Origin of the sequence: Micromonospora fulviviridis (genome assembly GCF_014648395.1) — a bacterium.
Lineage (GTDB): Bacteria > Actinomycetota > Actinomycetes > Mycobacteriales > Micromonosporaceae > Micromonospora > Micromonospora fulviviridis.
Genome location: NZ_BMRA01000002.1, coordinates 303177 through 327668 on the forward strand (window position 1 = coordinate 303177; position 24492 = coordinate 327668).

Sequence of the window (24492 nt, forward strand, 5' to 3'; positions counted from 1 at the left end):
CTGCCCCGTTCACCCCACCAGACCTTGGACAGATCCCCATGGCTTCCGCCCTGCGCAAGTTCCCCTTCTCCGTGCAGATCCTGCTCGGCCTCGTCCTCGGCGTGGCGCTCGGCTTCCTCGCCCGCGCCAACGACCTCGCCTGGCTGACCAGCACCCTCGACACCGTCGGCGGCCTCTTCGTCCAGCTGCTCAAGCTGGCCGTGCCGCCGCTGGTCTTCACCGCCATCGTGGTCAGCGTGGTCAGCCTGCGCGGCGTGGCCAACGCCGCCCGGCTGGCGCTCAAGACGCTGCTCTGGTTCGGCCTCACCGCGCTGGTCGCGGTGAGCATCGGCATCGGCCTCGGCCTGCTCACCAACCCCGGCAAGGGCGTCACCCTCGACGTGGCCGGCGCCACCGCGCCGAAGAAGACCGGCTCCTGGACCGACTTCCTCACCGGCATCGTGCCGACCAACCCGGTCGGCGCGTTCGTCGAGGGCAACGTCCTCCAGATCGTGTTCCTCGCCCTCGTGGTCGGCGCCGCCGCGCTGCTCATCGGCGAGGCCGCCGAGCCGTTCGTGACCCTCAACCGCTCGGTGCTGGCCATCGTGCAGAAGGCGCTCTGGTGGGTCATCCGGCTCGCCCCCATCGGCACCCTCGGCCTGATCGGCAACGCCGTCGCCTCGTACGGCTGGGACCTGCTGGCCCCGCTCGCGAAGTTCACCACCGCCGTCTACGTCGGCTGCGCCATCGTGCTCTTCGTGGTCTACCCGGTGGTGCTCATCGCCGCCGGCCGGCTCAACCCGCTGCGCTTCTTCGCCGGCGCCTGGCCCGCCATCGAGCTGGCCTTCGTGTCCCGCTCCTCGGTGGGCACCATGCCGGTGACCCAGCGCTCGGTCGAGCGCCTCGGCGTCCCCCGCGAGTACGCCTCCTTCGCCGTGCCGTTCGGCGCCACCACGAAGATGGACGGCTGCGCCGCCATCTACCCGGCCCTCGCCGCGATCTTCGTGGCGCAGGTCTTCGGGGTGGACCTGGGCGTCACCGACTACCTGCTGATCGCCTTCGTCTCGGTGGTCGGCTCGGCCGCCACGGCGGGCCTGACCGGCGCCATCGTCATGCTCACCCTGACCCTCAGCACGCTGGGCCTGCCGCTGGCCGGCGCCGGCCTGCTGCTGGCCATCGACCCGATCCTGGACATGATCCGGACCGCCACGAACGTGGCCGGCCAGGCCCTGGTGCCGACCGTCGTGGCCGCCCGCGAGGGCACCCTCGACCGCACCGCGTACGACTCGGCCGGCAAGCGCGACCTGATCGACGCTGTCGACGCTCCGGAGAGCGAGCGGCTCACCCCGGTGGCCGCCTGAGCACATCGTTTCCCTGGGGGGAGGGCTTCGGCCCTCCCCCCGCCGCGTTGAAGGATGACCACATGAGTGCCCTGTTCACCCCGCTGACCCTGCGCGGCGTCACCCTGCCCAACCGGGTGGCGCTCGCCCCCATGTGCCAGTACAGCGCCGGCCCCGACGGCCTGCCCACCGACTGGCACCGCGTCCACCTCGGCTCCCGCGCGGTCGGCGGCGCCGGGCTGATCATCACCGAGGCGACCGCCGTGGTGCCCGAGGGCCGGATCAGCCCGCAGGACACCGGGCTCTGGTCCGACGCGCACGTCGAGGCGTGGCGACCGATCACCGCGTTCATCGCCGCCCAGGGTTCGGTTCCGGCCGTGCAGCTCGCGCACGCCGGGTTCAAGGCGTCGACGTACCGGCCGTGGGCCGGGCACCGCGGCGGCGTGCCGGACGCCGACGGCGGCTGGACCCCGGTCGGCCCCGGCGCCGAGCCGTTCCTGCCGGACTACCGCACGCCGGCCGCGCTGGACGAGGCCGGCATCGCCGGGGTGGTCGAGGCGTTCGCCGCCGCCGCCCGCCGGGCCCTCGACGCCGGCTTCGCCGCCGTGGAGATCCACGCCGCGCACGGCTACCTGCTGCACGAGTTCCTCTCGCCGCTCACCAACCACCGGACCGACGGCTACGGCGGCGACCGCGCCGGCCGGATGCGGCTGACCCTGGAGGTGGCCCGCGCGGTCCGCGCCGCGGTCGGCGAGACCGTGCCGGTGCTCACCCGGATCTCCGCCACCGACTGGGTGGCCGGCGGCTGGACCGTCGAGGACAGCGTCGTGCTCGCCGGCGAGCTGGCCGCCGCCGGCGTGGATCTCGTGGACACCTCCTCCGGCGGCGCCTCCGCCGCGGCGAGCATCCCGGTCGGCCCCGGCTACCAGGTGCCCCTGGCCGCCCGGATCCGCCGCGACGCGGGCGTGCTGACCGGCGCCGTCGGCCTGATCGTCGAACCCGAGCAGGCCGAGCAGATCGTCGCCGACGGCGAGGCCGACCTGGTCCTCCTGGGCCGCGAACTCCTCCGCGACCCCTACTGGCCCCACCGCGCCGCCGCCAAACTGACCCCCACCCCCACCTGGCCCGACCAGTACACCCGCGCCTTCTGACGCTCCCGCCGGACGCCCGCCGGGGCCTCCGCGTCGATCATGAAGTTGGCGGTGCCGTCCGCCCGGTCTGTCGCCGCCAACTTCATGATCGCCGGGGTGGGGCCCCGCCCGGGTGGGAGGACCGTCAGCCGGCCAGGTGGCCCCAGCGGGACTCCAGGTCGTGCCACGGGCCCTGGGCGGCCACCGTGCCGTCGACCAGCACCACCACGTGGTCCGCGCGGACCAGCGCGGCCCGCTTCGCGGTCGAGCCGACCACGGTCACCCCGTGCTCGCGCAGCGCGGCCCAGAGCGCCAGCTCCGTCGTCACGTCCAGCGCGGACGAGACGTCGTCGGCGACCAGCAGCTCGGTACGCGGCGCGAGCGCCCGGGCCAGCGCCAGCCGCTGGAGCTGCCCGCCGGACAGCCGGGTGCCCTTGTGCCCGATGAGCAGCCCGAGCCCGCCCCCGGCGGCCGCCAGGTCGTGGTCGAGCTGGGCGGTCGACACCGCGCCGGCCGCGTCCACCTGGTGCCCGAGCGCGATGTTGTCGGCCACCGTGCCGGAGAGCACCCGGGGCAGCTGCCCCACGTAGCCGACCTGGTTGGGGCGGAGGAACAGCTCCGGCTCGGTGACCGGCTCGCCGTTCCAGCGCAGCGTGCCGATGTGGTGCACGATCCCTGCGAGCGCCCGCAGCAGCGACGACTTCCCCGCGCCGACCGGCCCGACCACCAGCACCAACTGCCCGCGTTCGACCGTCAGGTCGACGTCCCGGACGGCCAGGGTGCCGTCGGAGTGCAGCGCGCCGAAGCCGGTCAGCTCCAGCCGGCGCAGCGGGTGCCGGGGCGGCGGTTCGGGAGCGGGGGCGGTGCCGGCGGCCAGGTCCAGCCCGGGCACCGTCGCCGAGTACGTGGCCACTCCGCTCATCGCGACGGTCCGCCGGGTCCACACGCGGGCCGACGGGTAGTGCGAGACCAGCGAGGCGGTGGTCCAGGCGAACCAGCGGGCCGCGCCGAGCGTGGAGACCGCGACCAGGGTGGCACCGGCGGAGAGCCCGCCGGCCAGGTAGAGCGCCCAGGCCCCGATCGGCAGCAGGCCGCTGGCGATCGACGGGGTCGATCGGGCCCACACCTGCATGGCGATCTCCCGGCGCTGCCGGTCGCTGCGCACGGTGTCCAGCTTCGCGAGGTGGTGCAGCACCGGGCGGGTGGCGCCGGCGAGCTTCACCGTGCGGGCGGCGGAGAGCGAGGAGACCAGGGCCGTGGCGAAGGCGGCGCGCGCCTTGACGGTGCCGGCGGCCGTGCGCTCCAGCCGGGGCCCGAACAGGGTCGCCGCCAGCCCGGAGACCACCATGGTCCCGACGAAGAACAACGCGGGTACGAAGCTGCCGGTCACCAGGGTCATGGTGATCACGATGGCCAGCGAGATGAACTGGTCCATCAGGTTGTCGGCGAGCTGCACCACCCGGTCGGTGTCACCGCCCTGCGCCACCACCTCGGCCGGGGTGTGCCCGCTCACCCGGCGCGCCCCGGTCTGCCCGTGCACCAGCCGCGCGCTGATCCGCAGCATCTGACGGATCCACCACTGCGGGAACCACAGGTTCGTCAGGTACGGCAGCGGCAGCACCACCAGCAGCGCGGCGACGATGCCCAGCGCCGGCAGCCACGGGTCTCCCCCGCCGACCACCTCGGCCCAGAGCCAGGGCAGCACCGAGCCGTCCAGCCCGAGCAGGGTCATGATGATGAACAGGCAGACGGAGACCAGCCCGTACCGCGGGTCGTTGGTGCCCAGCCGGAGGATCTCCCGCAGGGTCCGCGCGGGCGGTGGGTCGGGCAGCGGCGGCGGGTCGGTACGCGGCACCGCGACCTGGCGCGGCAGGGTGGCCGGGGCGGCCGGCCCGGCCGGCTCGTCGGGCCATTCGTCGGGGCCGTCCAGGAGTTCCACCCCACCGCGGCGCGCGCCGGCGCCCGCGTAGGCGCTGGCGTGGCTGGTGGCGAGCAGCTCGGCGAAGCGGGCCGACTCGCGCAGCGGGCCGGCCTCCAGCACCGCGCCGTCGGCCATCATGACGACCTCGTCGCAGCGGCGCACCGAGGAGAGCCGGTGCGCGATGACGATGCCGATCCGGTCGGTGAGCAGCCGTTCGGTGGCCTGGCGTACGCGGTCCTCGGTGACCGGGTCGAGCCGGGCGGTGGCCTCGTCAAGGATCACCACGTGCGGGTCGCGGACCAGGATCCGGGCGAACGCGACGAGCTGCTCCTGCCCGGCGGAGAGCACGTGCCCGCCCTCGCCGAGCCGGGTGTGCACGCCGTCGGGGAGTTCGGCGATCCAGCCGGCCAGCCCCAGCTCCTCCAGCGCCCGGGTGGCGTCGTCGAGCAGGTCGGGGTCGAAGAGCGCGACGTTCTCGGCGAGCGTGCCGGCCAGGATCTCGGTGCGCTGGGGCACCACGGCGATCCACCGGCGCAGCGCCTCGACGTCGAGGTCGACCAGGTCGGTGTCGCCCAGGAAGACGGTGCGGGACGGCACGTCCACGGCCCGGGTGAGCACCTTGGCCAGCGTCGACTTGCCGGAGCCCGTCCGGCCGACCAGGGCGTAGGACCGGCCGCGGGCGAAGGTGAGGGTGACGTCGCGCAGCGCTGGCCCGCGCTCGTCGCCGGTGGCCGGGTAGCGGAAGGTGAGCCCGCGGACGGTCAGGTCCCCGTCCACCGGGGCGGCGCCGCCGGTCGGCTCCTGCCGGGAGTCGGCGAGCAACTGCACCCGCGCCCACGCGCCGAGCGCCTGTTGCAGGTGCGGCACCCAGCGGGCGATGTGCTCGACGGTCGCGCCGAAGGCGAGGGCGAGCAGCCAGATCGCGGTGAGCCGGGCGGCGTCCACCCGCCCGGTGGCGAGCGCCCAGGCGCCCGCCAGGACCACGGCGGCGATGCCGACCCGGACGCCGCCGGCGGCCAGCGCGGTGACCCGGGCGGACAGCCGGAAGACCCGGCCGCCCCGGGCGATCACCTCGGCCGCCCGCCGGGCGTAGAGGCGCAGCACGTACGGCCGGGCCAGGCTGGTGCGCACGTCGTCCTGGCCGTGCACCGCCTCCTCCATCACGGCGGCCAGGTCGGACCAGGCCTCCTCCTCGACCATCCGGGCCGGGGCGATCCGGGCGGTGGGACGGCGAAGGGCCACGCCGAGCAGCGCGGTGAGCAGGATCATCCCGACGCCGGCCGGCCACCAGACGACCAGCGCGCTGACGGTGGCGAGCAGGCAGACGGCGACGCCCTGGACGAGCCGTACGCCGGTGTTCCGCATCTCGGCGGCTACCTGGTAGACGTCGTTGTCGATCCGGTCGAGCAGCTCGCCGACCGGGGTGGTCTCCAGGGTGGGCAGGTCCTGCCCGAGCGCGACCCGGCAGAGCCGGCGGCGGACGTCGGCGGACCAGTCGGCGGTGAGGCCGGCCATCAGCAGGCCGATGAGCAGGTCGGTGACCACGGCGGCGACCAGCGCCACGGCCAGCGCCGTGAACCAGCCGAGCGACCGGTGCACCAGCACCGGCCCGGCCAGCGCCGAGGCGGCGGCCTGACCGCCGGCGCCGAGCACGATGAGCAGCAGGACGACCGCCATCCGGCGTGGTGCGGTGGCCCAGAGGTCGCGGAGCAGGCGCATGGACAGTCCTCCGGACTCGGGTCGGTGGGGGCGGTGCCCCCAGCCTCACCCGGCCGGCCCCGGCACTCAAACGATTTACCGCCGCGGCGTCACGTCTGGGCGACCCGGCGGACGATGCCGAGCAGCGCCTCCTGCACGTCCTCGATGGGCCGGTCGGGCTGGAAGACCAGCCAGTCCACGGCCACCACGAGCCCGACGCCGAACAGCGCCGAACTGGCCGTGCGCACGTCCAGGTCGGCGGGAAGGTCGCCGCTGGCCACCCCGGCGCGTACGGTCTCCGCGATCACCTCGATGGCCTCGCCGCGCAGCAGCCGGAGGGTCTGCTGCCACTCCCGGTTGGTCCGCCACATCTCCGAGAGCAGGAGCTGGGCAAAGGCCCGGTAGCGGCGGATGTACTCCAGCTCGGCGCGGACCAGCGAGGCGAGCGCCTCGCGCGGCGGCAGCCCGGCGACGGCGGCCCGGAAGTCGGCGGTGAGCAGGCCGATCCCGTGCCGCAGCAGCTCCTCGAAGAGGACCGTCTTGGACTCGAAGTTGTAGTAGACGGTCCCCTTCGCCACCCCGGCCCGGGCCGCGATGTCGTCCACCGTGGTGGCCGAGAAGCCCTGCTCGGCGATGAGCTCCACCGCCGCCACGAAGAGGCGCTGCCGGGTGTCCTCCCGCCGGCGGGTCCGTCCGTCCGTCACCCGCCCATCCTCACATGGTCAGTTCGGGGTGCAGCTTGGCCGGGGTGAGCCGGCGGGAGCGGCGCGCCGCGCCGACGGTGAGCGCCATGGCGCCCGTCCCGAAGGCGAGCAGCACCAGCGCCCCGGTGACCACCGGCCCGGCCGGCCCGCCGTTGATGGTGTGCCGCAGGCCGCCCACCACGTACGTCATCGGCAGCCAGGGGTGGATGGCCTGGAAGAAGCCGGGTGAGGTCTGCACGGGGTAGGTGCCGCCGGAGGAGGTGAGCTGGAGCATCAGCAGGGCCAGCGCGGCGAGCCGGCCGGCGGGGCCGAGCGCCACGCCGAGCAGCTGCATGATCGCGGTGAACGCCAGCGAGGTGAGCGCGAGCAGCCCGAAGGTGGCCGGCCCGTGCCGCGGGTCGAGGCCGAGGGCCAGGGTGACCACGGTGTAGAGCACCGCGACCTGGGCCAGCCCGATCGCTGCGGCGGGCAGCCAGCCGGCGAGCACGACCCGCCAGCCGGGCGCGTCGGACATCACGTGCCGCCGGTTCACCGGCCGCAGCAGCATGTAGGTGATCATCGCGCCGACCCAGAGCGCCAGGGCCAGGAAGTACGGGGCGAAGCCCACCCCGTACGAGCCGGCCGGGTGGTCGGAGTGGCGGATCAGGCCCACCGGGTCACCGAGGACGTCGGCACGGCTGTCCGCGTCGTCGTACCCGGGCAGCTTCTTCTCCCCGGCGGCGAGCCCGTCGGCGAGGTCGCCGGCGCCGCCCTCCAGCTTGGTCAGCCCGTCAGCGAGGCGGTTGCTGCCGCTGCTGAGCTGGGCCAGGCCGCCGTCGAGCTGCCGGGCGCCGGTGGCGAGCCGGTAGAGGCCGCCCCGGAGCTGGTCGGCGCCGTCCGCGGCGTCACCGATCCCGTCGCGCAGCTTCGCGCTGCCCTGGGCCAGGGTGGTGAGCCCGCTGGCGAGCTGGTCGACCTTGGCCCGGGCCGAGGCGACGTCGTCGGCGAGGTGCGGCGCGGCGGCGGCCACGTCGCGGGCGGTCCGCGCGACCTCGGTCATCTGCTTCTTGAGCGCGGCGAGGTCGGTCCTGTCCAGCGCGGTGACCATGGCCCGGGCGGCGGTTACCGCCTGGTCGGCGGCCTTGCGGGCGGCGACCAGGTTCGGGTCGTCGGCCAGTTCCGGGTGCTCCTTCACCAGCGCGTCGAGCCGGTCGCGCACCTTCTCGGCCTGGCCGACCACCTCGTCGGCCCTGGCCGGCAGCGCGTCGAGGCCGTCGGCGAGCGCCTGCGCGCCCTCGGCGACCAGCGTGGCGGCCCGCTGGATGTCGCCGGCGTTCCTGCGGAGCAGCGGCTCGTATTTGTCCGCGGCGGCGTCGACCTGCTTCGCGGCGGCGCGGGTCTCGGTGGCCGCCCGGTTGGCGCCGTCGGCGATCTGCGCCGCCCCGGTGTAGAGCTGGTCCAGGCCGGCGGCGAGCTTCGTCGCGCCCTGCACCGAGGTGTTCAGGCCGCCAGCGAGCTGCCCGGCGCCGTCCTCGGCGGTGCCCAGCCCGTCGGCGAGCTGGCCGGCGCCCTGCTGGGAGGTGCCGAGCCCGTCGTGGATCTTCCCGGCGCCGTCGGCGGCGCGGCCCGTCTCGGCCTTGGCGTCGGTGAAGCCGATGAGCATCTTGTCGAAGTACGACGCGGCCGTGCTCTCCGCGGCGGCGGCCCGGATCTCGCTGAAGGCGGAGCGGGCGAGCAGCCCGGACAGGTAGTTGGTGGCGTCGTCGTTGACCACCTTCAGCTCGCCCCGGCGGGCCGGCCGGTCCGGCTCGGGGCTGGCCGCCAGGGTGGCGGAGAAGTCCGCCGGGATGGAGAAGACCAGGTGGTAGCGGCCGTCCCGGAGCCCTTCGGTGGCGTCGTCCTGGTCGGTCACCGTCCAGCCGAAGACCTTCCGGTCGAGCAGCTCGTCGGTGAGGTCCCGGCCGGCGTGCACCTCGCTGCCGTCGCTGGCCTTCGCGGGCCGGTCGGCGTTGACCAGGGCGACCGGGATCCGGTCGAGGTTCCCGTACGGGTCCCAGAAGGCGTAGAGGTAGAGGGCGCCGTAGAGCAGCGGGATGACGGTGAGGACGGCGAGCGCGGCGCGCGGCAGCCGGCCCCGGGTCATGCGGCGCAGCTCGAACAGCGCGAGTCGAACGACACTCATGCGGTCACCTCGGAGGCCAGGGCGGGGGTGGGCAGGGTCGGGTCGCCGATCCGGTGCGTGATCGCGGCCACGCCCGGCTCGACGGCGCGGGCGCTGGCGACCACGGCGTACCCCTGGTCGGCGAGGCGGGACAGGGCGGCCCAGATCCAGGCCCGCTCCGGGGCGTCGGCGCCGGCGTCCACGTCGTCGGCGACGATCAGGTTCGGGCCGCTGAGGCTGGCCAGCACCAGCCCGAGCACCTGCCGCTCGACGGGGGTGAGGTCGCGGCCGTACCGGTCGGGGTCGAGCGGAGCGTCGGTGAAGCCGGCCCCGGCGATCGCGGCGGCGAAGGCGTCGCGGCGGTAGGCCCGCCGGGCCCGCCCGGCCGCGACCGGGACGAGCTGCCGGCGGCGGCGCGGCACCGGCCCGAGCAGCAGCAGCCGCTCCTGGATGTGCTCGGCGACGGTCAGCGTGGGGTCGGGCTCGTGCACCCCGGCGACCTGCCCGAGCGCGGCCGGCCCCCGGCGGCGCAGCTCGCCGTGCGTGTGCGGGAAGCGCCCGGCCAGGGCGAGCAGCAGCGAGGTACGCCCGCTGCCGGGCGGGCCGGTGACGGCGTGCAGCTCGCCGGCCTCGGCGGTGAGGTCGACGTCCCGGTACACCCAGCCGCGGCGGGTCCGCAGCCCGAGTCCGCTGGCCTCGACGATCTTCATCGCACCGTTCCCGACTTCTAAACTGACTGGTCAGTACAAAAACATGCCCAGCATAGCGGCGGGTGTCCGGTTCGGCGCAAGGTGAGGCGACGTGATCCCGGCCATGCGCCGGGGATCGTCGTCAGAAGAGCACGGTGGCGAGCGTGCCGACCGGGCGGAAGCCGCAGCGCTCGTAGACCCGGCGGGCGGGCAGGTTGAAGTCGTTGACGTAGAGACTCACCGTGGGCGCCACCCGCTCCAGCGCGTCCCGCACCACCGCCGCCATGGCCGCGGTCGCGATGCCCCGGCCCCGCCACTCCGGCGCGACCCAGACGCCCTGCACCTGGGCGGTGCGCCGGGTCACCACGGCCAACTCGGCCTTGAAGACCACCTTGCCGTCCACGAACCGGGCGTAGGCCCGGCCCGCGCGGACCAGGTCGCCCACCCGCCGCCGGTAGCCGCGCCCGCCGTCCTCGGCCAGCGGCGACACCCCGACCTCCTCGGTGTACATCGCCACGGCCGCCGGGAAGAGCCGGTCGACCTCACCGCCGCGCACCCGGCGCACCTCGGGGTCGGGCGCCACGGCGGGCAGCGCGTCCGTGGCCAGCAGCGGCTGGTTCGGGCGTACGTCCCGGGCCGGCCCCCAGTAGGCGGAGAGGCGGTCCCAGAGCCCGAGCACCGCGTCGGCGCGGCCCACGATCGAGGAACAGAGCCGTTCCTCGGCGCTCAACTGGTCGGCGAAGGCGGCCACCGCCGACTCCGAGGCGAGCACCGGGGTCAGGTTGCCGCCGAGCCAGCAGATCGACTCCAGGTTGCGGCGCGGACCGTAGCCGAGGATGCGCCCCTCGGCCCGCCACCAGGCCAGCCCGCGCGCCGCCACCCGCTCGGCGACCTGCGCGCCGGCGTAGGGGTCGAGGTCGAGCAGCCGTTCGACCGCGCGGCGCTCCGACTCCCCGAGTTGGCGTACCGGCACCGTGAGCACGGATACCAGCCTGCCAGATGCACCCGGGCCCGCGCGGGCCGACCTGAGGACGTCGGACGATCGGTGGTGAGTGGCGGCTCAGCCCACCGGAACCGGTGCCGGGTCCGGCAGGGCGGGCCGGGTCCGGGCGGCCCAGCGCACCACCGGCGGCACCAGCGCCCCGAGCACCAGGAACAGCCCACCGAGCAGCAGCCAGCCCGGCACGCCCCAGCCGACCGCCAGGGTGGTCACCACCACCGGGGCGACCATGGAGCCGAGCTGCATGCCCATGCCGTACGCGCCCTGGTACTGGCCCTGCGCGTGGGCGGGGGCGAGCCCGAACGAGATGCCCCAGCCGGCCGCCGCGTGCCACAACTCCCCCACCACGTGCACGAGCGCGCCGGCGAGCAGCAGCGGCACCGCCACGGCCACGGGCACGCCCCCGCCGGCCGCGAAGAGCGCGCAGGCGACCGCGATCACCGCGCCGGCCCGGCGGGCCGCCCGACCGGCCCCGGCGAGGTCCTCGGTGCCCCGCGAGGCGCGCACCTGGAAGAGGACCACCACCACGGTGTTGACCAGCAGGCAGGCGGAGATCAGCCAGCGCGGGGCGGTGGTGTGCCCGGCGATCCACAGCGGCAGAGCGATGTTGATGAGGCTGAAGTGCATCGACATGAGCCCGTCGAGCACGGTGAAGGCGAGGAACGGGCGGTCCCGCAGGGCGATGAGCCGCGGCCCGTGGGTGGGCGCCGGCACCGGCGGCACGGGCGGCAGCCGGAGCAGCACCGCCGCGGCCAGCAGGTAGGTTGCGCAGTCGAGCAGGATCAGCGACACGTACGCCGTGCGGGTGTCGGCGGCCAGGCCGAAGCCGGCCAGCACCGTGCCGACCGAGATGCCGACGTTGGTGACCGCCCGCAGGTAGGCGCGGGTGCGTACCCGCTGGTCCGGCGGCACCGCGCCGGCGATCAGCGCGCCCCGGGCGCCCCGGGTCGCCGAGTCGGCGACCGCCATCAGCACCCCGACCGCCAGGAACCCGGCGAAGGAGCGGACCGCCACGAGGGCGGCGGTGAACCCGGCGGAGGCGACCAGCGCGGCGAGCTGGAGGCCGCGCGGCCCGAGCCGGTCGGCCAGGTAGCCCATGGGCGTGCTGGTCACCAGGCTCACCAGCGCCGTGATGGTGAGCGCGAGGCCGACCTGGGTGACGGTGAGCCCGACCGAGCGGGTGAGGAAGAGCGCGCTGGCGGTGAGCCAGGTGCCCCGTCCCACGGTGTTGATGAGGGTGGAGAGGGCGAGGGTCCGGGACGGCCCCGGTTCCGGAAGCAGGCGCACGCCGACACACTAGCAAGACGTACGTACGGTTTGTGGTCCCGCCCACACCGTGACTTGTCGACGATGCGTTGCCGATATATCGTCGATGCATCAGTGATAGCCCGGCAGAAGGAGTTACCCGATGAGTTTCCATCGACGGATGCACGCCGTGCACGACGAGATGCGGATGCGCGGCTTCGGCTTCCCGCCCGTACCCCCGGGCCCGCCGCCGTTCCCGCCCGGACCGTTCGGTCACGGCCACGGCCGGGGCGGGCGGGGCCGCGGGCGCGGCCGCCGGCCGAACGTGCGCGGCGCCGTGCTGGCCCTGCTCACCGAGCGGCCGATGCACGGCTACGAGATGATCCAGGAGATCGACTCCCGGACCGGCGGGGCCTGGCGGCCCAGCCCCGGCTCGATCTACCCGACCCTGCAACTGCTGGAGGACGAGGGCGTCATCGCCGCCGCCCCGGACTCCGACGGCGGGCGCAAGCGGTTCGCGCTCACCGAGCAGGGGCAGACCGAGGCCGCCGAGGCGGCGCAGACCCCGCCCTGGGGCGAGTTCGCCGAGCAGACCGTGAACAGCTGGCACGACATCCGCGACGCCGGCGCGCAGGCCATGAACGCGCTGCGGCAGGTGATGATGACCGGCACCGACGACCAGCGGGCGCGCGCCGCCCAGGTGCTCGACGAGACCCGGCGCAAGCTGTACGCCATCCTCGCCGAGTCCGAGTGAGTCGCCGCCTGGCGTCCGCCGGCCGGGGTGGTCACGGGACCGCCACCCCGGCCGGCGCCGCCGTCAGCCGCGCCGACGGGCGGTGACCAGCAGGTACTCCCAACGCATCACCCCGGCCTCGGTGTGCCGCCGGGCCAGGTCGGCGAGGTCCGCGTCGAGGGCCGCGACCCGCTCGGGTCTCTCGGCGTTCGCCCGGTAGACCGCGATCGTCGGCCCGTAGTGGGCCTTGAAGTAGTCGCGGAACTCCTCCGGGGCGGCGAACCGGTCCACGGTGACCACCTCGCGGCGCAGCACGAGATCGGTGACCCGGTCACCGAGCAGGGCGCGGACGTGCTCCTCGTCCCCCCACAGCGGCGGCGGCTGCGCGCCGGTCGGCGGTGCGGGCGCGTACGGCTTCATGGTGGCGAACAACTGCCCGATGAAACCCTCCGGGGTCCAGTTGACCAGGCCGATCGTGCCGCCCGGCCGGGTGACCCGGACCAGTTCGTCGGCGGCGGCCCGGTGCCGGGGCGCGAACATCACCCCCACGCAGGACAGCACCCGGTCGAACTCCCCGTCGGCGTACGGCAGCGCCTCGGCGTCGGCCTGCTGCCAGTCCAGCGTCACCCCGCGCCGCGCCGCGAGGTCCCGCCCGATCTCCAGCAGCTCCGGGGTCAGGTCGCTGGCCACCACGTCGGCCCCGGCCAGCGCCGCCGGAACGGCCGCGTTGCCGGTGCCCGCGGCCACGTCCAGAACCCGGTCACCGGGCCCCACGCCGGCCGCCCGGACCAGGGTGGCCCCCAGCTCCGGGATGACCTCCGCGGCCACCGTGGCGTAGTTGCCGAGCGCCCACATCCGCCGGTGGCCGGCCTTCACGGCCCGGTCCTGCTCCACTTCGTCGATCATCATGAGCTCCTCCGTCTCGTCCTGAGGGGGACGGTAGGCAGCGGAGGAGCGGCCACCCAGTACGAGATGTGTACCGGTCCCGACAGGTTCCTGGCCCCGCCGTCGGCCCCGGCGTAGCGTCCCCGCCATGGGGGCCTCCTACCACCAGTTCTGCCCCGTGGCGAAGGCCATGGAGCTGCTCGACGAGCGCTGGACGCTGCTCGTCGTGCGGGAACTGGTGAGCGGCTCCGAGCGCTTCAACGAGCTGCGCCGGGGCCTGCCCCGGATGTCGCCCACCCTGCTGTCCCGGCGGCTGCACCAGCTCGTCCGCGCCGGCGTGGTGGAGCGGCACGTCGACGGCGCCGACGTGCGGTACGTCCCGACGCAGGCCGGACGCGAGCTGCGGCCGGTGCTGGAGGCGCTCGGCGCCTGGGGGGTGCGCTGGATCGGCGAGCTGGGCGACGCCGACCTGGACCCGAAGCTCCTGCTGTGGGACATGCACCGGCACGTCGACCACGGGGCGGTGCCGGCGGGGCGTACCGTCGTGAACTTCCGCTTCCGGGACGTGCCGGCGGAGCTGCGCGACTGGTGGCTGGTCATCGCCACCGGGGAGGCCGACGTCTGCGACGTGGACCCCGGGCACGAGGTGTCCGTGAGGGTGACCGCGGACCTGCGCGCCCTGGTCCAGGTGTGGCTGGGCGACCTGGACTGGCCGGCGGCGCTGCGCAGCGGGGCGGTGGCGGTGGCCGGGCCGGAGGCGCTGCGGCGGTCCCTGCCCCGCTGGTTCACGCTCTCCGAGTTCGCGGCCGTGCCCCGGCCCGTGACGCGGGCCTGAGACGACACGTGCGGCCGCCCCCGGTGGGGACGGCCGCACGTCGTCGGTGAACCGGTGGTCAGTGCACGGTGACCGTGGCGCCCGGCACCAGGCCGCGCAGCTCCTCGGGGATCTCGGCGCCCATCTCGTCGGCGATCCGGAGCGCCTCCTCGATCAGCGTCTCCACGATCTGGCCCTCGGGCACGGTCTTGACGACCTGGCCCTTGACGAAGATCTGGCCCTTGCCGTTGCCGGAGGCGACGCCGAGGTCGGCCTCGCGGGCCTCGCCCGGGCCGTTCACCACGCAGCCCATGACGGCCACGCGCAGCGGCACCGGCAGCCCTTCCAGGCCGGCGGTGACCTCCTCGGCCAGCTTGTAGACGTCGACCTGGGCGCGGCCGCACGACGGGCAGGAGACGATCTCCAGGCCCCGCTCGCGCAGGCCCAGCGACTCCAGGATCGCGGCGCCGACCTTGATCTCCTCGACCGGCGGGGCGGAGAGCGAGACCCGGATCGTGTCGCCGATCCCCTCGGCCAGCAGCGCGCCGAACGCCACCGCGGACTTGATGGTGCCCTGGAAGGCCGGGCCGGCCTCGGTCACGCCCAGGTGCAGCGGGTAGTCGCACTTCTCGGCGAGCTGCCGGTAGGCCCGGATCATCACGACCGGGTCGTTGTGCTTGACCGAGATCTTGATGTCCCGGAAGCCGTGCTCCTCGAAGAGCGAGCACTCCCAGAGCGCCGACTCGACCAGCGCCTCGGCGGTGGCCTTGCCGTACTTGGCCAGCAGGCGCTTGTCGAGCGAGCCGGCGTTCACGCCGATCCGGATCGGCACGCCCGCGTCGCCGGCCGCCTTCGCGATCTCCTTGACCTTGTCGTCGAACTGCCGGATGTTCCCCGGGTTCACCCGGACCGCGGCGCAGCCGGCGTCGATCGCCGCGAAGACGTACTTCGGCTGAAAGTGGATGTCGGCGATCACCGGGATCTGCGACTTCTTGGCGATCGCGGGCAGCGCCTCGACGTCGTCCTGGGAGGGCACGGCCACCCGGACGATCTGACAGCCGGAGGCGGTCAGCTCGGCGATCTGCTGGAGGGTGGCGTTCACATCGGCGGTCAGGGTGGTGGTCATGGACTGCACCGAGACCGGCGCGCCCCCACCGACCGGCACCGAACCGACCATGATCTGGCGGCTGGCCCGGCGCGGGGCGAGCGGCGGCGGCGGTACGGGGGGCATACCGAGACTGACAGCGGTCACTTCAGGCACTCACCTTGAGAAGAGCGTGATCGGGTTGACGACGTCCGCGGTGACGGTCAGCAGCGTGAAGGCGCCACCGATGAGGATCACCGCGTACGTGAGGGGCATGAGCTTCAGGTAGTCGACGCGGCCGGGGTCGGCCCGGCCGATGCGGGCGTAGAGCCAGGAGCGGGCCCGCTCGAACCAGGCGATGGCGATGTGGCCGCCGTCCAGCGGGAGCAGCGGCAGCAGGTTGAACACGCCGATGAAGAAGTTCAGCGAGACGAAAAGCATGAAGAACACCAGCCAGGCGTTGTTCTCCACGGCCTCGCCGCCGAGCCGGCTGGCGCCGACCACGCTGATCGGGGTGTCGACGTCCCGCTCTCCGCCGGTGACGGCGTTCCAGAGGGCGGGGACCTTCTGCGGGATCCGCTGCATGGCGTGCAGGGTCTGCACCGCCATGTTCCCGGTGAAGTCGGCGGTGGCGCCCAACGCCGCGACCGGACCGTACTCGACCCGGGTGGGGGTGGTCGGCTGGAGCGCGACGCCGAGCGCGGAGACCGCCGACGTGGCGCCCTTGGGGTCGCCCAGCGGCGGGCGCTGCACGGCGGCCAGGTCGACGGTGGCGGTGCCCGGCTTGCCGTCGCGGACGTACTCGACGGTGGCCGCGCCGGGCTTGGTGCCGCGGACCACGTCCAGCATGTCGCCCCAGGTGGAGACCGGCCGGCCGTTCACCGAGGTGATCCGGTCGCCGTCCTGGAGCTGGGCCTTCGCGGCCGGGCTGGCCGGGTCGCCGGCCTGGCAGGCCCGGGCGGCGTTCTCCACGACCACGCACGGGGCCAGGGCGATCACGGCCGGCTCGGCCTTGAAGCCGTCCTCCGTGTTCGGGAACTCCGGGTTGGGCAGGCCGGCGGAGACCGCGAGGATCCAGAGGGTCACCAGGGCCAGGGCGAAGTGGGTGATCGAGCCCGCGGACATCACGATCGTCCGCTTCCACACCGGGTAGCGCCACATGACGCGCTTCTCGTCCCCGGGTTCGACGTCGTCGTCCTGCGGGGTCATCCCGACGATCTTGCAGAAACCGCCGAGCGGGATGCCCTTGACGCCGTACTCGGTCTCGCCCCGCTTGAACGACCAGAGCGTCGGCCCGAAGCCGACGAAGTAGCGGGTGACCTTCATCCCGAACGCCTTGGCGGTGAGCATGTGCCCCGCCTCGTGCAGGCTCACCGAGATGAGAATCGCCAGGGCAAACAGCGCCACCCCGAGCAGGTAACTCATCAGGCTCCTTCCACCGACCCGACGATGATCTCCTGGGCGTGCGCCCGTGCCCACGATTCCGCGGCGAGCACGTCCTCGACGGTACCCGGTTCGTCGAAGTCGGGAGCGTCCTCCAGCACGCGCTGGAGGGTGTCGACGATGCCGAGGAAGGGCAGCCGGCCGGCCACGAAGGCCGCCACGCACTCCTCGTTCGCCGCGTTGTAGATCGCCGGCCGGCAGCGCCCGGCCTCGCCGGCCGCCTTGGCCAGCGCGACGGCCGGGAACGCGGCGTCGTCGAGCGGGAAGAACTCCCAGGTGTGGGCTGCCGTCCAGTCGACCGCGGCGGCGGCCCCGGGCACCCGGTCCGGCCAGCCGAGGCCGAGGGCGATGGGCAGCCGCATGTCCGGCGGGCTGGCCTGGGCGAGGGTGGAGCCGTCGGTGAACTCGACCATCGAGTGGATCACCGACTGCGGGTGGACCATCACCTCGATGTCGGCGTAGGGCACGTCGAACAGCTCGTGCGCCTCGATCACCTCCAGCGCCTTGTTGACCATGGTGGCGGAGTTGATCGTCACCACCGGCCCCATGTTCCACGTCGGGTGGGCCAGCGCCTGCTCCGGCGTGACCTCGGTCAACTCGTCGCGCCGCCGGCCCCGGAACGGGCCGCCGCTGGCGGTCACCACGAGCCGGCGCACCTCGCCCCGGGTGCCTCCGCGCAGGCACTGCGCCAGCGCCGAGTGCTCGCTGTCGACCGGAACGATCTGCCCCGGCCGCGTCACCGCGGCCCGGACCAGCGGGCCGCCGGCCACGAGGGACTCCTTGTTGGCCAGGGCGAGGGTACGCCCGGCGCGCAGCGCCGCGAGGGTCGGCGCGAGCCCGAGCGAGCCGACCACCCCGTTGAGCACCACGTCGCACGGCCACCCGGCCAGCTCGGTCATCGCGTCCGGCCCGGCCACGATCTTGGGCAGCTTGAAGTCGCCGGTGGCCCAGCCGCGCCGGCTCGCCTCGGCGTAGAACGCGAGCTGAAGATCCTGGGCGGCGGACGCCCTGGCCACCCCGACCGCCTCCACGCCCAGCTCCAGCGCCTGCGCGGCGAGCAGTTCCACGTTGCCGCCGCCCGCCCCGAGGGCCACCACCCGGAACCGGTCCGGGTTGCGCCGGACGATGTCGATGGCCTGGGTGCCGACCGAGCCGGTCGAGCCGAGCAGAACGAGGGCGCGGGGAGACGTCACCCGCCCATTCTTCCCCAGCCCTCCTGAACGCCCGCTGGGAGCCTCACTCCCCCGCTTCCGGCTCCCCCTCGGGCGCTTCCTCGTCCAGCAGGTCGGCCGGGTCGACGCTGAACTCGAACGGCTGCCGCATCACGAAGGTGGCGCCGGCCCGCGGATCAGGTTGATCTCGGGATAGACCCAGAGCCCGGACCGCCGGGCGGCACGGTGCAGCAGCACAGCCTGTCCGGTTCCGACGCGGATCTTGGAAACTTTCCGTTCGCAGCGAACGGTAAGTGTCCAAGATCCGCGAGCGAGGTCGGGGAACCGTCAAGCCAGCAGGCCTCGGGCCCCGAGGAGTGCGAACAACTCCTGCTGCTTCTCCGCCGGAAGGGCGACCGTCGGGATAAAGATCACCTGACCCCCGTCGAGCTTCACGAACAACTGCTCCCCGAACTGCTCGACCCGGGTCACCGCCGACCAGCGGACCAGGCCGTTTCCCACCTCGGTCTCGTACCGCAGGCCCTCCTCGGAGTGGGCCCAGCGGGTCGGCGCCGAGTGTCGGCGCCATGCCGCCTTCACCACCCGGTGCAGCGTCAGGGCCGGGGCGAAGAAAAAGAAGAGCACGGCGCTGCCGGCGAGGACAGGCACGACGATCCGGGGCTCCGGGAGCAGGGCGACGACCGCCAGTCCACCCAGGGAGAGTCCCGTGCCGCGGTAGGGGATGAAGGCGTGGCGCAGGTGCCGGCGGTAGGCAGCGGTGAACCTGACCCGGTCCTGCACGGCCTCGAACTCGATCATCACGGCAGCGGACGATACGGCCGGCGCCCGCCGGGTGATCTCCGTCGAACGGTTACTCCGGGCGGGCCAGGACGAAGGTTTCGAGTTCCGTGCCGCCGTACCAGTCGGTGCGGGTGCCGACGTGGGTCATGCCGAGGCGGCGGGCCACCGCCATCGACGGCTCGTTGCCCGCCATCACCACGGCGTGGACCTGCCGGGTGCCGGTGGCGAACTCGCGCTCCAGCACGGCCCGGGCCGCCTCGGTGGCGTAGCCGTGCCCCTGCGCGTCGGGGTGCAGGTGCCAGCCGACCTCGATGTCGTCGGTGGGCGTGACCCCGTCCCGGCCGGGCAGCGGCTTGAGCAGGACGCTGCCGACCGCCCGGCCGGCCTCGCGCGGCTCGATCGCCCAGAGGCCCCAGCGGCCGGCGTACGGCGCGTAGCGCTCGCGCCAGGAGTGCACCCGCTCGCGCGCCTCGGCCGGGTCGGTCATCCGCCCCGCGCCACCGCCCAGCCAGCGCATCACCTCGTCACGGGAGTAGATGTCGTAGATCCGGGCCAGGTCGTCCGGCGACTCGGTCCAGTCCCGGACCACCAGCCGCTCCGTCGAGGTGATCACACGTCGGATCGTAATGCGTGCCGACCCGCCGTACGGGGAACCGGATGGCGATGGGTGAGCGGTGGCAGACGGCGAGACGGATCACCAGTGCGGCGTTCCGGCCGGTACGCGGGCGGGACCTCTCGCTGCACGCCGCCGCGATCACCTTCTACGGGGCGATCGCCGTGGTGCCGGTGGCGCTGCTGGCCATCTGGCTCACCGGGCTGGTGGCCGGGGACGACCGGGTGCGCCGGCTCACCGCGTACGCCATCAACACGCTCCCCACCGACATCGGCGCCGACCGCGCGGTGGCCGCGCTGGTGGAGGCCGGGTTGGGGCTTACCCCGCTGCTGGCGCTGGCCTCGCTGCTGCCGGCGTCGCTCTACGGCGAGGGGCTGCGCCGGGCGTTCGTCTCGGTCGCCGTCCCGCGCGGCCAGGCCGGGAACCTGGTCGGCTGGCGGGGCCGGCTGCTGCTGCTCCCGCTGCTCGCGCCGGCCCCGGCGCTGCTGCTGTCGGTCCTGTTGGCGCTGCCGCTCACCACCCATCTGGTCAGGCAGGGTGGCTGGCTGGGCGCGCTCGGTGTGGTGCTCTCCTTCCTGGCCACCTGGCTGGTGCTCACCCCGGTGCTGATGTGGGTGTTCCGGGTGGTCGGGCCGGCCGCCCCGGACTGGTTCGCCACGCTGGCCCTGGGCTCGTTCACCGCGGCGAACCTCTCCGGTTTCCTGCACGGCTTCGTGCTGTTCTGCTCGCTGCCGCTGGACCTGGGGGCGCCGTTCGGCGGGTTCGACGAGATCGGTGGCGGGGTCGCGGTGCTGCTCTGGCTCTACCTGTTCCACGTGATCGTGCTGGCCGGTTACTCGGCCACCCTGGTGTTCTCCCGCTGGCGTGCCGGCCGCGCCGCCGCCGGCGTCTGACCGCCCGGAGTCGATCTCCGGTGACTCGGCGGCGGGGCCGGACCACCCTCGCTGCGGCTCGGCTCCGGCCGACCCCTCCCCGGACGGGGCCCCGCGCCACTAGGCTGCCCGGGCATGAGCGAAGCGAGTGAGCTGCCGTCCCGCGCCGACGTCGTCGTGGTCGGCTCCGGGCACAACGGCCTGGTCTCGGCGATCCTGCTGGCCCGCGCCGGCCTCGACGTGCTGGTGCTGGAGGCGGCCGAGGTGATCGGCGGGGCGACCCGCACGGAGAACCCGTTCCCGAAGGTGCCCGGGCTGCGGCACTCCACCGGGTCGTACCTGCTCGGGCTGATGCCGCCGGAACTGCTCTCCACCCTCGACGTGACGATCCCGGTGCTGCGCCGCGACCCGCACTACTTCCTGCCCACCCCGGGCGGGCTCGGCTCGCCGTACCTGCTGTTCGGCAGCGACACGGCGGCGACCCGGCGGCAGCTCACCGAGATGTTCTCGGCGGCCGACGTGGCCGCCGACGACGCCCTCCAGGCCGAGCTGGCCCAGCTCCGGGAGGACCTGGCGCCGGCCTGGCTGGCCGAGCCGCTGCCGGTGGCGGAGACCGCCGAGCGGTACGTCCGGCCCGCCCTCCGGCAGGCCTTCGTCGACCTCGTGCAGGGCTCGGTCGCCGACTACCTGGCCCGCTTCGATTTCCGCTCCGAGCTGCTGGTCAGCATGTACGCGGTCACCGACGGCCTGTCCGGGCTGAACGCCGGCCCGGACGACCCGGGCACCGGGCACAACTTCCTGGTCCACAACATGTGTCGCCTGCCCGGCTCGGGGGGCACCTGGATGATCGCCCAGGGCGGGATGGGCACGGTCTCCCGTACCTTCGCCGACGCGGCCCGCGCGGCCGGCGCCCGCATCCTGACCGGTACGCCGGTCACCGCGGTCACCGTCGACGGCGGCGCGGCCTCCGGGGTGGTGCTGGCCGACGGGCGGGAGGTCGCCGCCTCCGTGGTGCTCGGGGCCTGTGACCCGTACCGGCTGATGGACCTGTTGCCCGGCGGCGCGCTCCCGGCGGAGCTGGGCGCGCGGATGGCGGCGGTCCGCCGGCCCGGCACCACGCTCAAGCTCAACCTGGCGCTCACCGGCCTGCCCCGCTTCTCCTGCCTGCCGGAGGACGCGGCAAGTCCGTTCGGCTCCACCATCCACCTGCTCCCCGGCTCGGCCTCGCTGGTCGGCGCCGGCGGCGAGCCGCCGATGGCCGCGCTGCGCGCCATGTGGGCGGACGTGCAGGCCGGGCGGCTGCCCGAGGAGCCGACGATCGAGTGGTACCTGCACACCACCGTCGACCCGTCGCTCTCCGACGGCGCCGGGCACCACTCGTCGGCGCTCTTCGTCCAGTCGGTTCCCTACGAGCTGGCCGGCACCACCTGGGACGCGGCGCTGCCCGGCTACGTCGACCGCCTGATCGACATCTGCGAGCGGTACGCCCCGGGCACCCGCGACCTCATCGCCGACGCGGTGCCGCTGCCGCCGCCGGGCATCGAGGCGCACTTCGGCATCACCGGCGGGCACATCCACCACGTCGACAACACCGTCTCGTTCACCGACCGGATGCCCTACGCCACCGGGATCGACGGCGTCTACGCGGGCAGCGCCGGCTGCCACCCGGCCGGCAGCGTGATCGGCGCGGCCGGGCACAACGCCGCCCGGCGGATCCTCAGCGACCTCGGTCGCTGACCTCGCCGCCGGCCTCGGCGGAGCGGGGCAGGTCGCCGGGGCGGCGGACGAGGGAGAGGCCGACGAGCAGCAGCAGGTAGAGGAGCAGGCTGACGATCGGGTCGACGAAGACGAAGGCGAAGGCGACGGTGTAGAGCAGCGGGCGCACCACCAGCCGCCGCGAGACCGCCCGCGCCAGCTGCGGGTCCAGGTCAGGGTGGAGCAGCCGGTGCCGGCGGGCCCACCACCAGCTCAGGTTGAAGAAGAGTGACTCGCCGAGCACGGTGCCGAGGTACAGGGCGGCCGTCAGCCGCTGCTCGGTCTCGCTGCCGCGCAGGTTGTCCGACAGCAGGTCGGCGGTGAACGGGATCGCCGCCACGAAGAGCAGCACGAGCAGGTTGAACATGAGCAGCACCTGGTCGACGCGGACCACGTACCGCCACATGTTGTGATGGCCGAGCCAGATCTGGCCGGCGATCCCGAAGGTGATCACGTACGCCAGGTAGGTCGGCCAGGCCTGGACGAGGGCGTCGGGGAGCTGCCGCCCGGGATCCCGGGCCGGCCCGTTCTGGAGCAGTTCGACGGCCATCACCGTCAGCACGACCGCGAAGACGCCGTCGCTGAACGTCTCCACCCGGGAGGCGTCCCGGGTCATCTCCCGGTCACGCCCGAACCGGTAGCCGCCCCTGCCCGCGCCGTCCGCCACGCCGCCCCCTTCCCGACCTGATGGTCACCCGCCGGGGGCGGCGCGCGGGGGGAAACTCAGCTGACCGCCTCGCCGGCGGGGGCGGGGGTGTCCGCGTCGGCCCGGTGCGCGCGGATCTTGTGCCCGACGCTGGTCAGGCAGCGGCCGCTGGACAGGTCGAACTTCCACCCGTGCAGCTGGCAGGTGAGCTGGTCGCCGTCCACGATCCCGAAGCGGCTCAGGTCCGCCTTGAGGTGCGGGCAGCGGCGCTGCACCACCCAGCCGTCGAGGGTGATGTCCTCGGCGTCGACGGCCCGCTCGTGCTCGTCGTACCAGCCCTCGGCGTACTGGAGGCGCTCCTCGGAGAGGCACTTGAAGAACGCGTACACGAACTCGTTGTACTGGCCGATCCGGGCCGCCGAGAACCGGCAGGAGAGGAAGAGCGAGTTGACCCAGTCCACCTCGCCGATGTGCAGCAGGTGCTCGATCAGCGCCCGCTCGGTGCGGAAGCGGTACCGGACCTTCTCGTCCGCGTACGGCCGCACCTCCTTGCCCGGGAAGTCCACCACGATGGATTCGACGCTCTCGCCGTCGTAGCCCACCAGGTCGAAGCGGACCGGGCCGCCGACGCCCTTGGCCAGGTAGATCGACTCGTCCAGCAGCGGTTCGATCCGGCGCTTCATCTCGCCGAGCACGTCGACCTCGGGGTGCCGCCAGGACGCCTTCTCCGCCTCGATGATCGGGCGCTTGCGCTCCCGCATCTCCTCCAGGTGGGCCCGCTTGTTCGCGAAGAACTCCTCGACCGGCACCGGGTGGGTGGTGGTCGCGCCCTCGGTGGTGACCTCGGCGACGCTGCCCGGCAGCAGCACGATGCCGTTGGTGCCGCCGACCTTGGCGTACTCCGACAGGAACACCGACTGGTCGGGGAAGATGTTCCCCTCGTCGCCGAAGATGTCGTTGAACTGGAACAGCTCGTCGTCGAGGAAGCAGGGCGGGCCGGCGATCGGGAAGACGTGGTCCGCCTTCAGGTCGTCGATGTAACGCCAGGTGCGGTCGAACTGCCGCTCGCGCTTCTGCTTGCCGAACGCGGTCTTCGCCGCCTGCGGCAGCTCGTAGACCATCGGGTACCAGATCGCGCCGGAGAACTGGAGCAGGTGGGCGTGCACGTGGCCCAGCTCGGCGAAGACCGTGAGGTCGGTCGGGCGGGCGTCGTTCTGGTTGAGCAGCCGGACCCCGTCGTACTCGACCCAGAGCGAGGAGTCGCCGATCGGGCCGTCGGTCGGGCTGGTCAGCGCCTGGATCATGATCTTCAGGCCGCCGGGCAGCTCCACGACCTGCTCGTTCGGGGCCTTGAGGAACTTGGTGAAGCCCAGCTCCCGCAGCTCGTCCTCCATCTCCGAGGTGGGGAACTCGGGGAGCAGGACGGTGGCGTCCTTGGAGACGTGGTCCCGCAGGTTCTTGGCATCGAAGTGGTCCCGGTGCAGGTGCGACACGTACAGGTAGTCGCACTGGCCGAGGGTCGCCCAGTCGAGCTGGGAGTTGTCCGGGAAGGGGAACCAGGAGGCGAAGTAGGCGGGATTGACCCACGGGTCGCACAGGATGCTGCCCGCGGCCGTGTCGATCCGCATGCTGGCATGGCCCGTACCGGTCACTCGCACCGCAGTCCCCCTCAAAAAGACAATCAGGCGTACGTCAAGACGCTACCGGAGGCAGTGTGGTCACCGTTCCGCGACGCCGGTAGTGGCCTTCCGCCCCGGCCGGGCGGGTCCAACGGCCCGGGGCGCCGGGCGGGCCCGCAGATCCGGGCCCGCGATCAGGGCGGACCCCGCACCGGGGCCGTCACGGGGCG

The 24492-nt window shown here is 73.8% G+C and carries 20 protein-coding genes; 6 read left to right on the forward strand and 14 right to left on the reverse strand.

Annotated features, from left to right (window positions below; translation table 11 throughout):
• Positions 1-50 precede the first annotated feature (50 nt).
• Both IEY96_RS06365 and IEY96_RS06370 read left to right on the forward strand, forming a co-directional pair.
• On the forward strand, positions 51-1340 hold the full coding sequence (locus IEY96_RS06365; protein WP_189194257.1) for a dicarboxylate/amino acid:cation symporter: 1290 nt from the start codon (positions 51-53) through the stop codon (positions 1338-1340).
• A gap of 62 nt (positions 1341-1402) precedes the next feature.
• Complete coding sequence (locus tag IEY96_RS06370) at positions 1403-2470, forward strand: NADH:flavin oxidoreductase/NADH oxidase (protein WP_189193860.1); 1068 nt, start codon at positions 1403-1405, stop codon at positions 2468-2470.
• 124 nt (positions 2471-2594) lie between these two features.
• Here the strand turns inward: IEY96_RS06370 and IEY96_RS06375 are convergent, their stop codons facing one another.
• The 6 genes from IEY96_RS06375 to IEY96_RS06400 form a co-directional block, all read right to left on the reverse strand.
• Complete coding sequence (locus tag IEY96_RS06375; RefSeq protein ID WP_189193861.1) at positions 2595-6089, reverse strand: ABC transporter ATP-binding protein; 3495 nt, start codon at positions 6087-6089, stop codon at positions 2595-2597.
• Positions 6090-6178: 89 nt separating this feature from the next.
• Positions 6179-6772: a TetR/AcrR family transcriptional regulator gene (locus tag IEY96_RS06380; protein WP_189193862.1), complete on the reverse strand. Its 594-nt coding sequence runs from the start codon at positions 6770-6772 to the stop codon at positions 6179-6181.
• A 10-nt stretch (positions 6773-6782) separates the two neighbouring features.
• Entirely contained in the window at positions 6783-8933 is a 2151-nt protein-coding gene (locus IEY96_RS06385; RefSeq protein WP_189193863.1) for a YhgE/Pip family protein, read from the reverse strand.
• The gene (locus IEY96_RS06390; RefSeq protein ID WP_189193864.1) at positions 8930-9622 is read right to left on the reverse strand and encodes an ATP-binding cassette domain-containing protein; all 693 of its coding nucleotides are present in this window, start codon (positions 9620-9622) and stop codon (positions 8930-8932) included. Before IEY96_RS06390 ends, IEY96_RS06385 begins: the two co-directional genes overlap by 4 nt.
• A gap of 121 nt (positions 9623-9743) precedes the next feature.
• The gene (locus IEY96_RS06395) at positions 9744-10583 is read right to left on the reverse strand and encodes a GNAT family N-acetyltransferase (RefSeq protein ID WP_189193865.1); all 840 of its coding nucleotides are present in this window, start codon (positions 10581-10583) and stop codon (positions 9744-9746) included.
• 78 nt (positions 10584-10661) lie between these two features.
• Positions 10662-11888 carry an MFS transporter gene (locus IEY96_RS06400; RefSeq protein WP_189193866.1) on the reverse strand — a complete coding sequence of 409 codons (1227 nt, stop codon included), beginning with the start codon at positions 11886-11888 and terminating at the stop codon, positions 10662-10664.
• Positions 11889-12009: 121 nt separating this feature from the next.
• Between IEY96_RS06400 and IEY96_RS06405 the strand changes: the two genes are divergently transcribed.
• A complete protein-coding gene (locus IEY96_RS06405; RefSeq protein ID WP_189193867.1) occupies positions 12010-12600 on the forward strand; it encodes a PadR family transcriptional regulator in 591 nt (196 codons plus the stop codon).
• A gap of 63 nt (positions 12601-12663) precedes the next feature.
• Here IEY96_RS06405 and IEY96_RS06410 read toward each other — a convergent pair whose 3' ends face one another.
• A complete protein-coding gene (locus IEY96_RS06410; protein ID WP_229791421.1) occupies positions 12664-13485 on the reverse strand; it encodes a class I SAM-dependent methyltransferase in 822 nt (273 codons plus the stop codon).
• 127 nt (positions 13486-13612) lie between these two features.
• Between IEY96_RS06410 and IEY96_RS06415 the strand changes: the two genes are divergently transcribed.
• Positions 13613-14299 (forward strand): winged helix-turn-helix transcriptional regulator, encoded by a 687-nt coding sequence (locus IEY96_RS06415; protein ID WP_189193869.1) that lies wholly within the window; start codon positions 13613-13615, stop codon positions 14297-14299.
• Positions 14300-14357: 58 nt separating this feature from the next.
• Here the strand turns inward: IEY96_RS06415 and ispG are convergent, their stop codons facing one another.
• The 5 genes from ispG to IEY96_RS06440 all read right to left on the reverse strand — a co-directional run bounded on the left by ispG (position 14358) and on the right by IEY96_RS06440 (position 19370).
• Complete coding sequence (ispG, locus tag IEY96_RS06420) at positions 14358-15530, reverse strand: flavodoxin-dependent (E)-4-hydroxy-3-methylbut-2-enyl-diphosphate synthase (protein ID WP_148428262.1); 1173 nt, start codon at positions 15528-15530, stop codon at positions 14358-14360.
• Between the two features lie 9 nt (positions 15531-15539).
• The gene (locus IEY96_RS06425; RefSeq protein ID WP_189193870.1) at positions 15540-16787 is read right to left on the reverse strand and encodes a M50 family metallopeptidase; all 1248 of its coding nucleotides are present in this window, start codon (positions 16785-16787) and stop codon (positions 15540-15542) included.
• Positions 16787-17998: a 1-deoxy-D-xylulose-5-phosphate reductoisomerase gene (gene dxr, locus IEY96_RS06430; RefSeq protein WP_189193871.1), complete on the reverse strand. Its 1212-nt coding sequence runs from the start codon at positions 17996-17998 to the stop codon at positions 16787-16789. Before dxr ends, IEY96_RS06425 begins: the two co-directional genes overlap by 1 nt.
• A 306-nt stretch (positions 17999-18304) precedes the next feature.
• Positions 18305-18775 (reverse strand): YcxB family protein, encoded by a 471-nt coding sequence (locus tag IEY96_RS06435; RefSeq protein ID WP_189193872.1) that lies wholly within the window; start codon positions 18773-18775, stop codon positions 18305-18307.
• 52 nt (positions 18776-18827) lie between these two features.
• Complete coding sequence (locus IEY96_RS06440) at positions 18828-19370, reverse strand: GNAT family N-acetyltransferase (RefSeq protein WP_189193873.1); 543 nt, start codon at positions 19368-19370, stop codon at positions 18828-18830.
• A 50-nt stretch (positions 19371-19420) separates the two neighbouring features.
• Between IEY96_RS06440 and IEY96_RS06445 the strand changes: the two genes are divergently transcribed.
• The gene (locus tag IEY96_RS06445) at positions 19421-20263 is read left to right on the forward strand and encodes a YhjD/YihY/BrkB family envelope integrity protein (RefSeq protein ID WP_189194258.1); all 843 of its coding nucleotides are present in this window, start codon (positions 19421-19423) and stop codon (positions 20261-20263) included.
• A 114-nt stretch (positions 20264-20377) separates the two neighbouring features.
• On the forward strand, positions 20378-21979 hold the full coding sequence (locus tag IEY96_RS06450) for a phytoene desaturase family protein (RefSeq protein WP_189193874.1): 1602 nt from the start codon (positions 20378-20380) through the stop codon (positions 21977-21979).
• Here IEY96_RS06450 and IEY96_RS06455 read toward each other — a convergent pair.
• Positions 21960-22613 (reverse strand): TMEM175 family protein, encoded by a 654-nt coding sequence (locus IEY96_RS06455; protein WP_189194259.1) that lies wholly within the window; start codon positions 22611-22613, stop codon positions 21960-21962. The genes IEY96_RS06450 and IEY96_RS06455 overlap by 20 nt on opposite strands.
• A gap of 107 nt (positions 22614-22720) precedes the next feature.
• On the reverse strand, positions 22721-24301 hold the full coding sequence (locus tag IEY96_RS06460) for a Rieske 2Fe-2S domain-containing protein (protein WP_189193875.1): 1581 nt from the start codon (positions 24299-24301) through the stop codon (positions 22721-22723).
• Between the last annotated feature and the right edge of the window lie 191 nt (positions 24302-24492).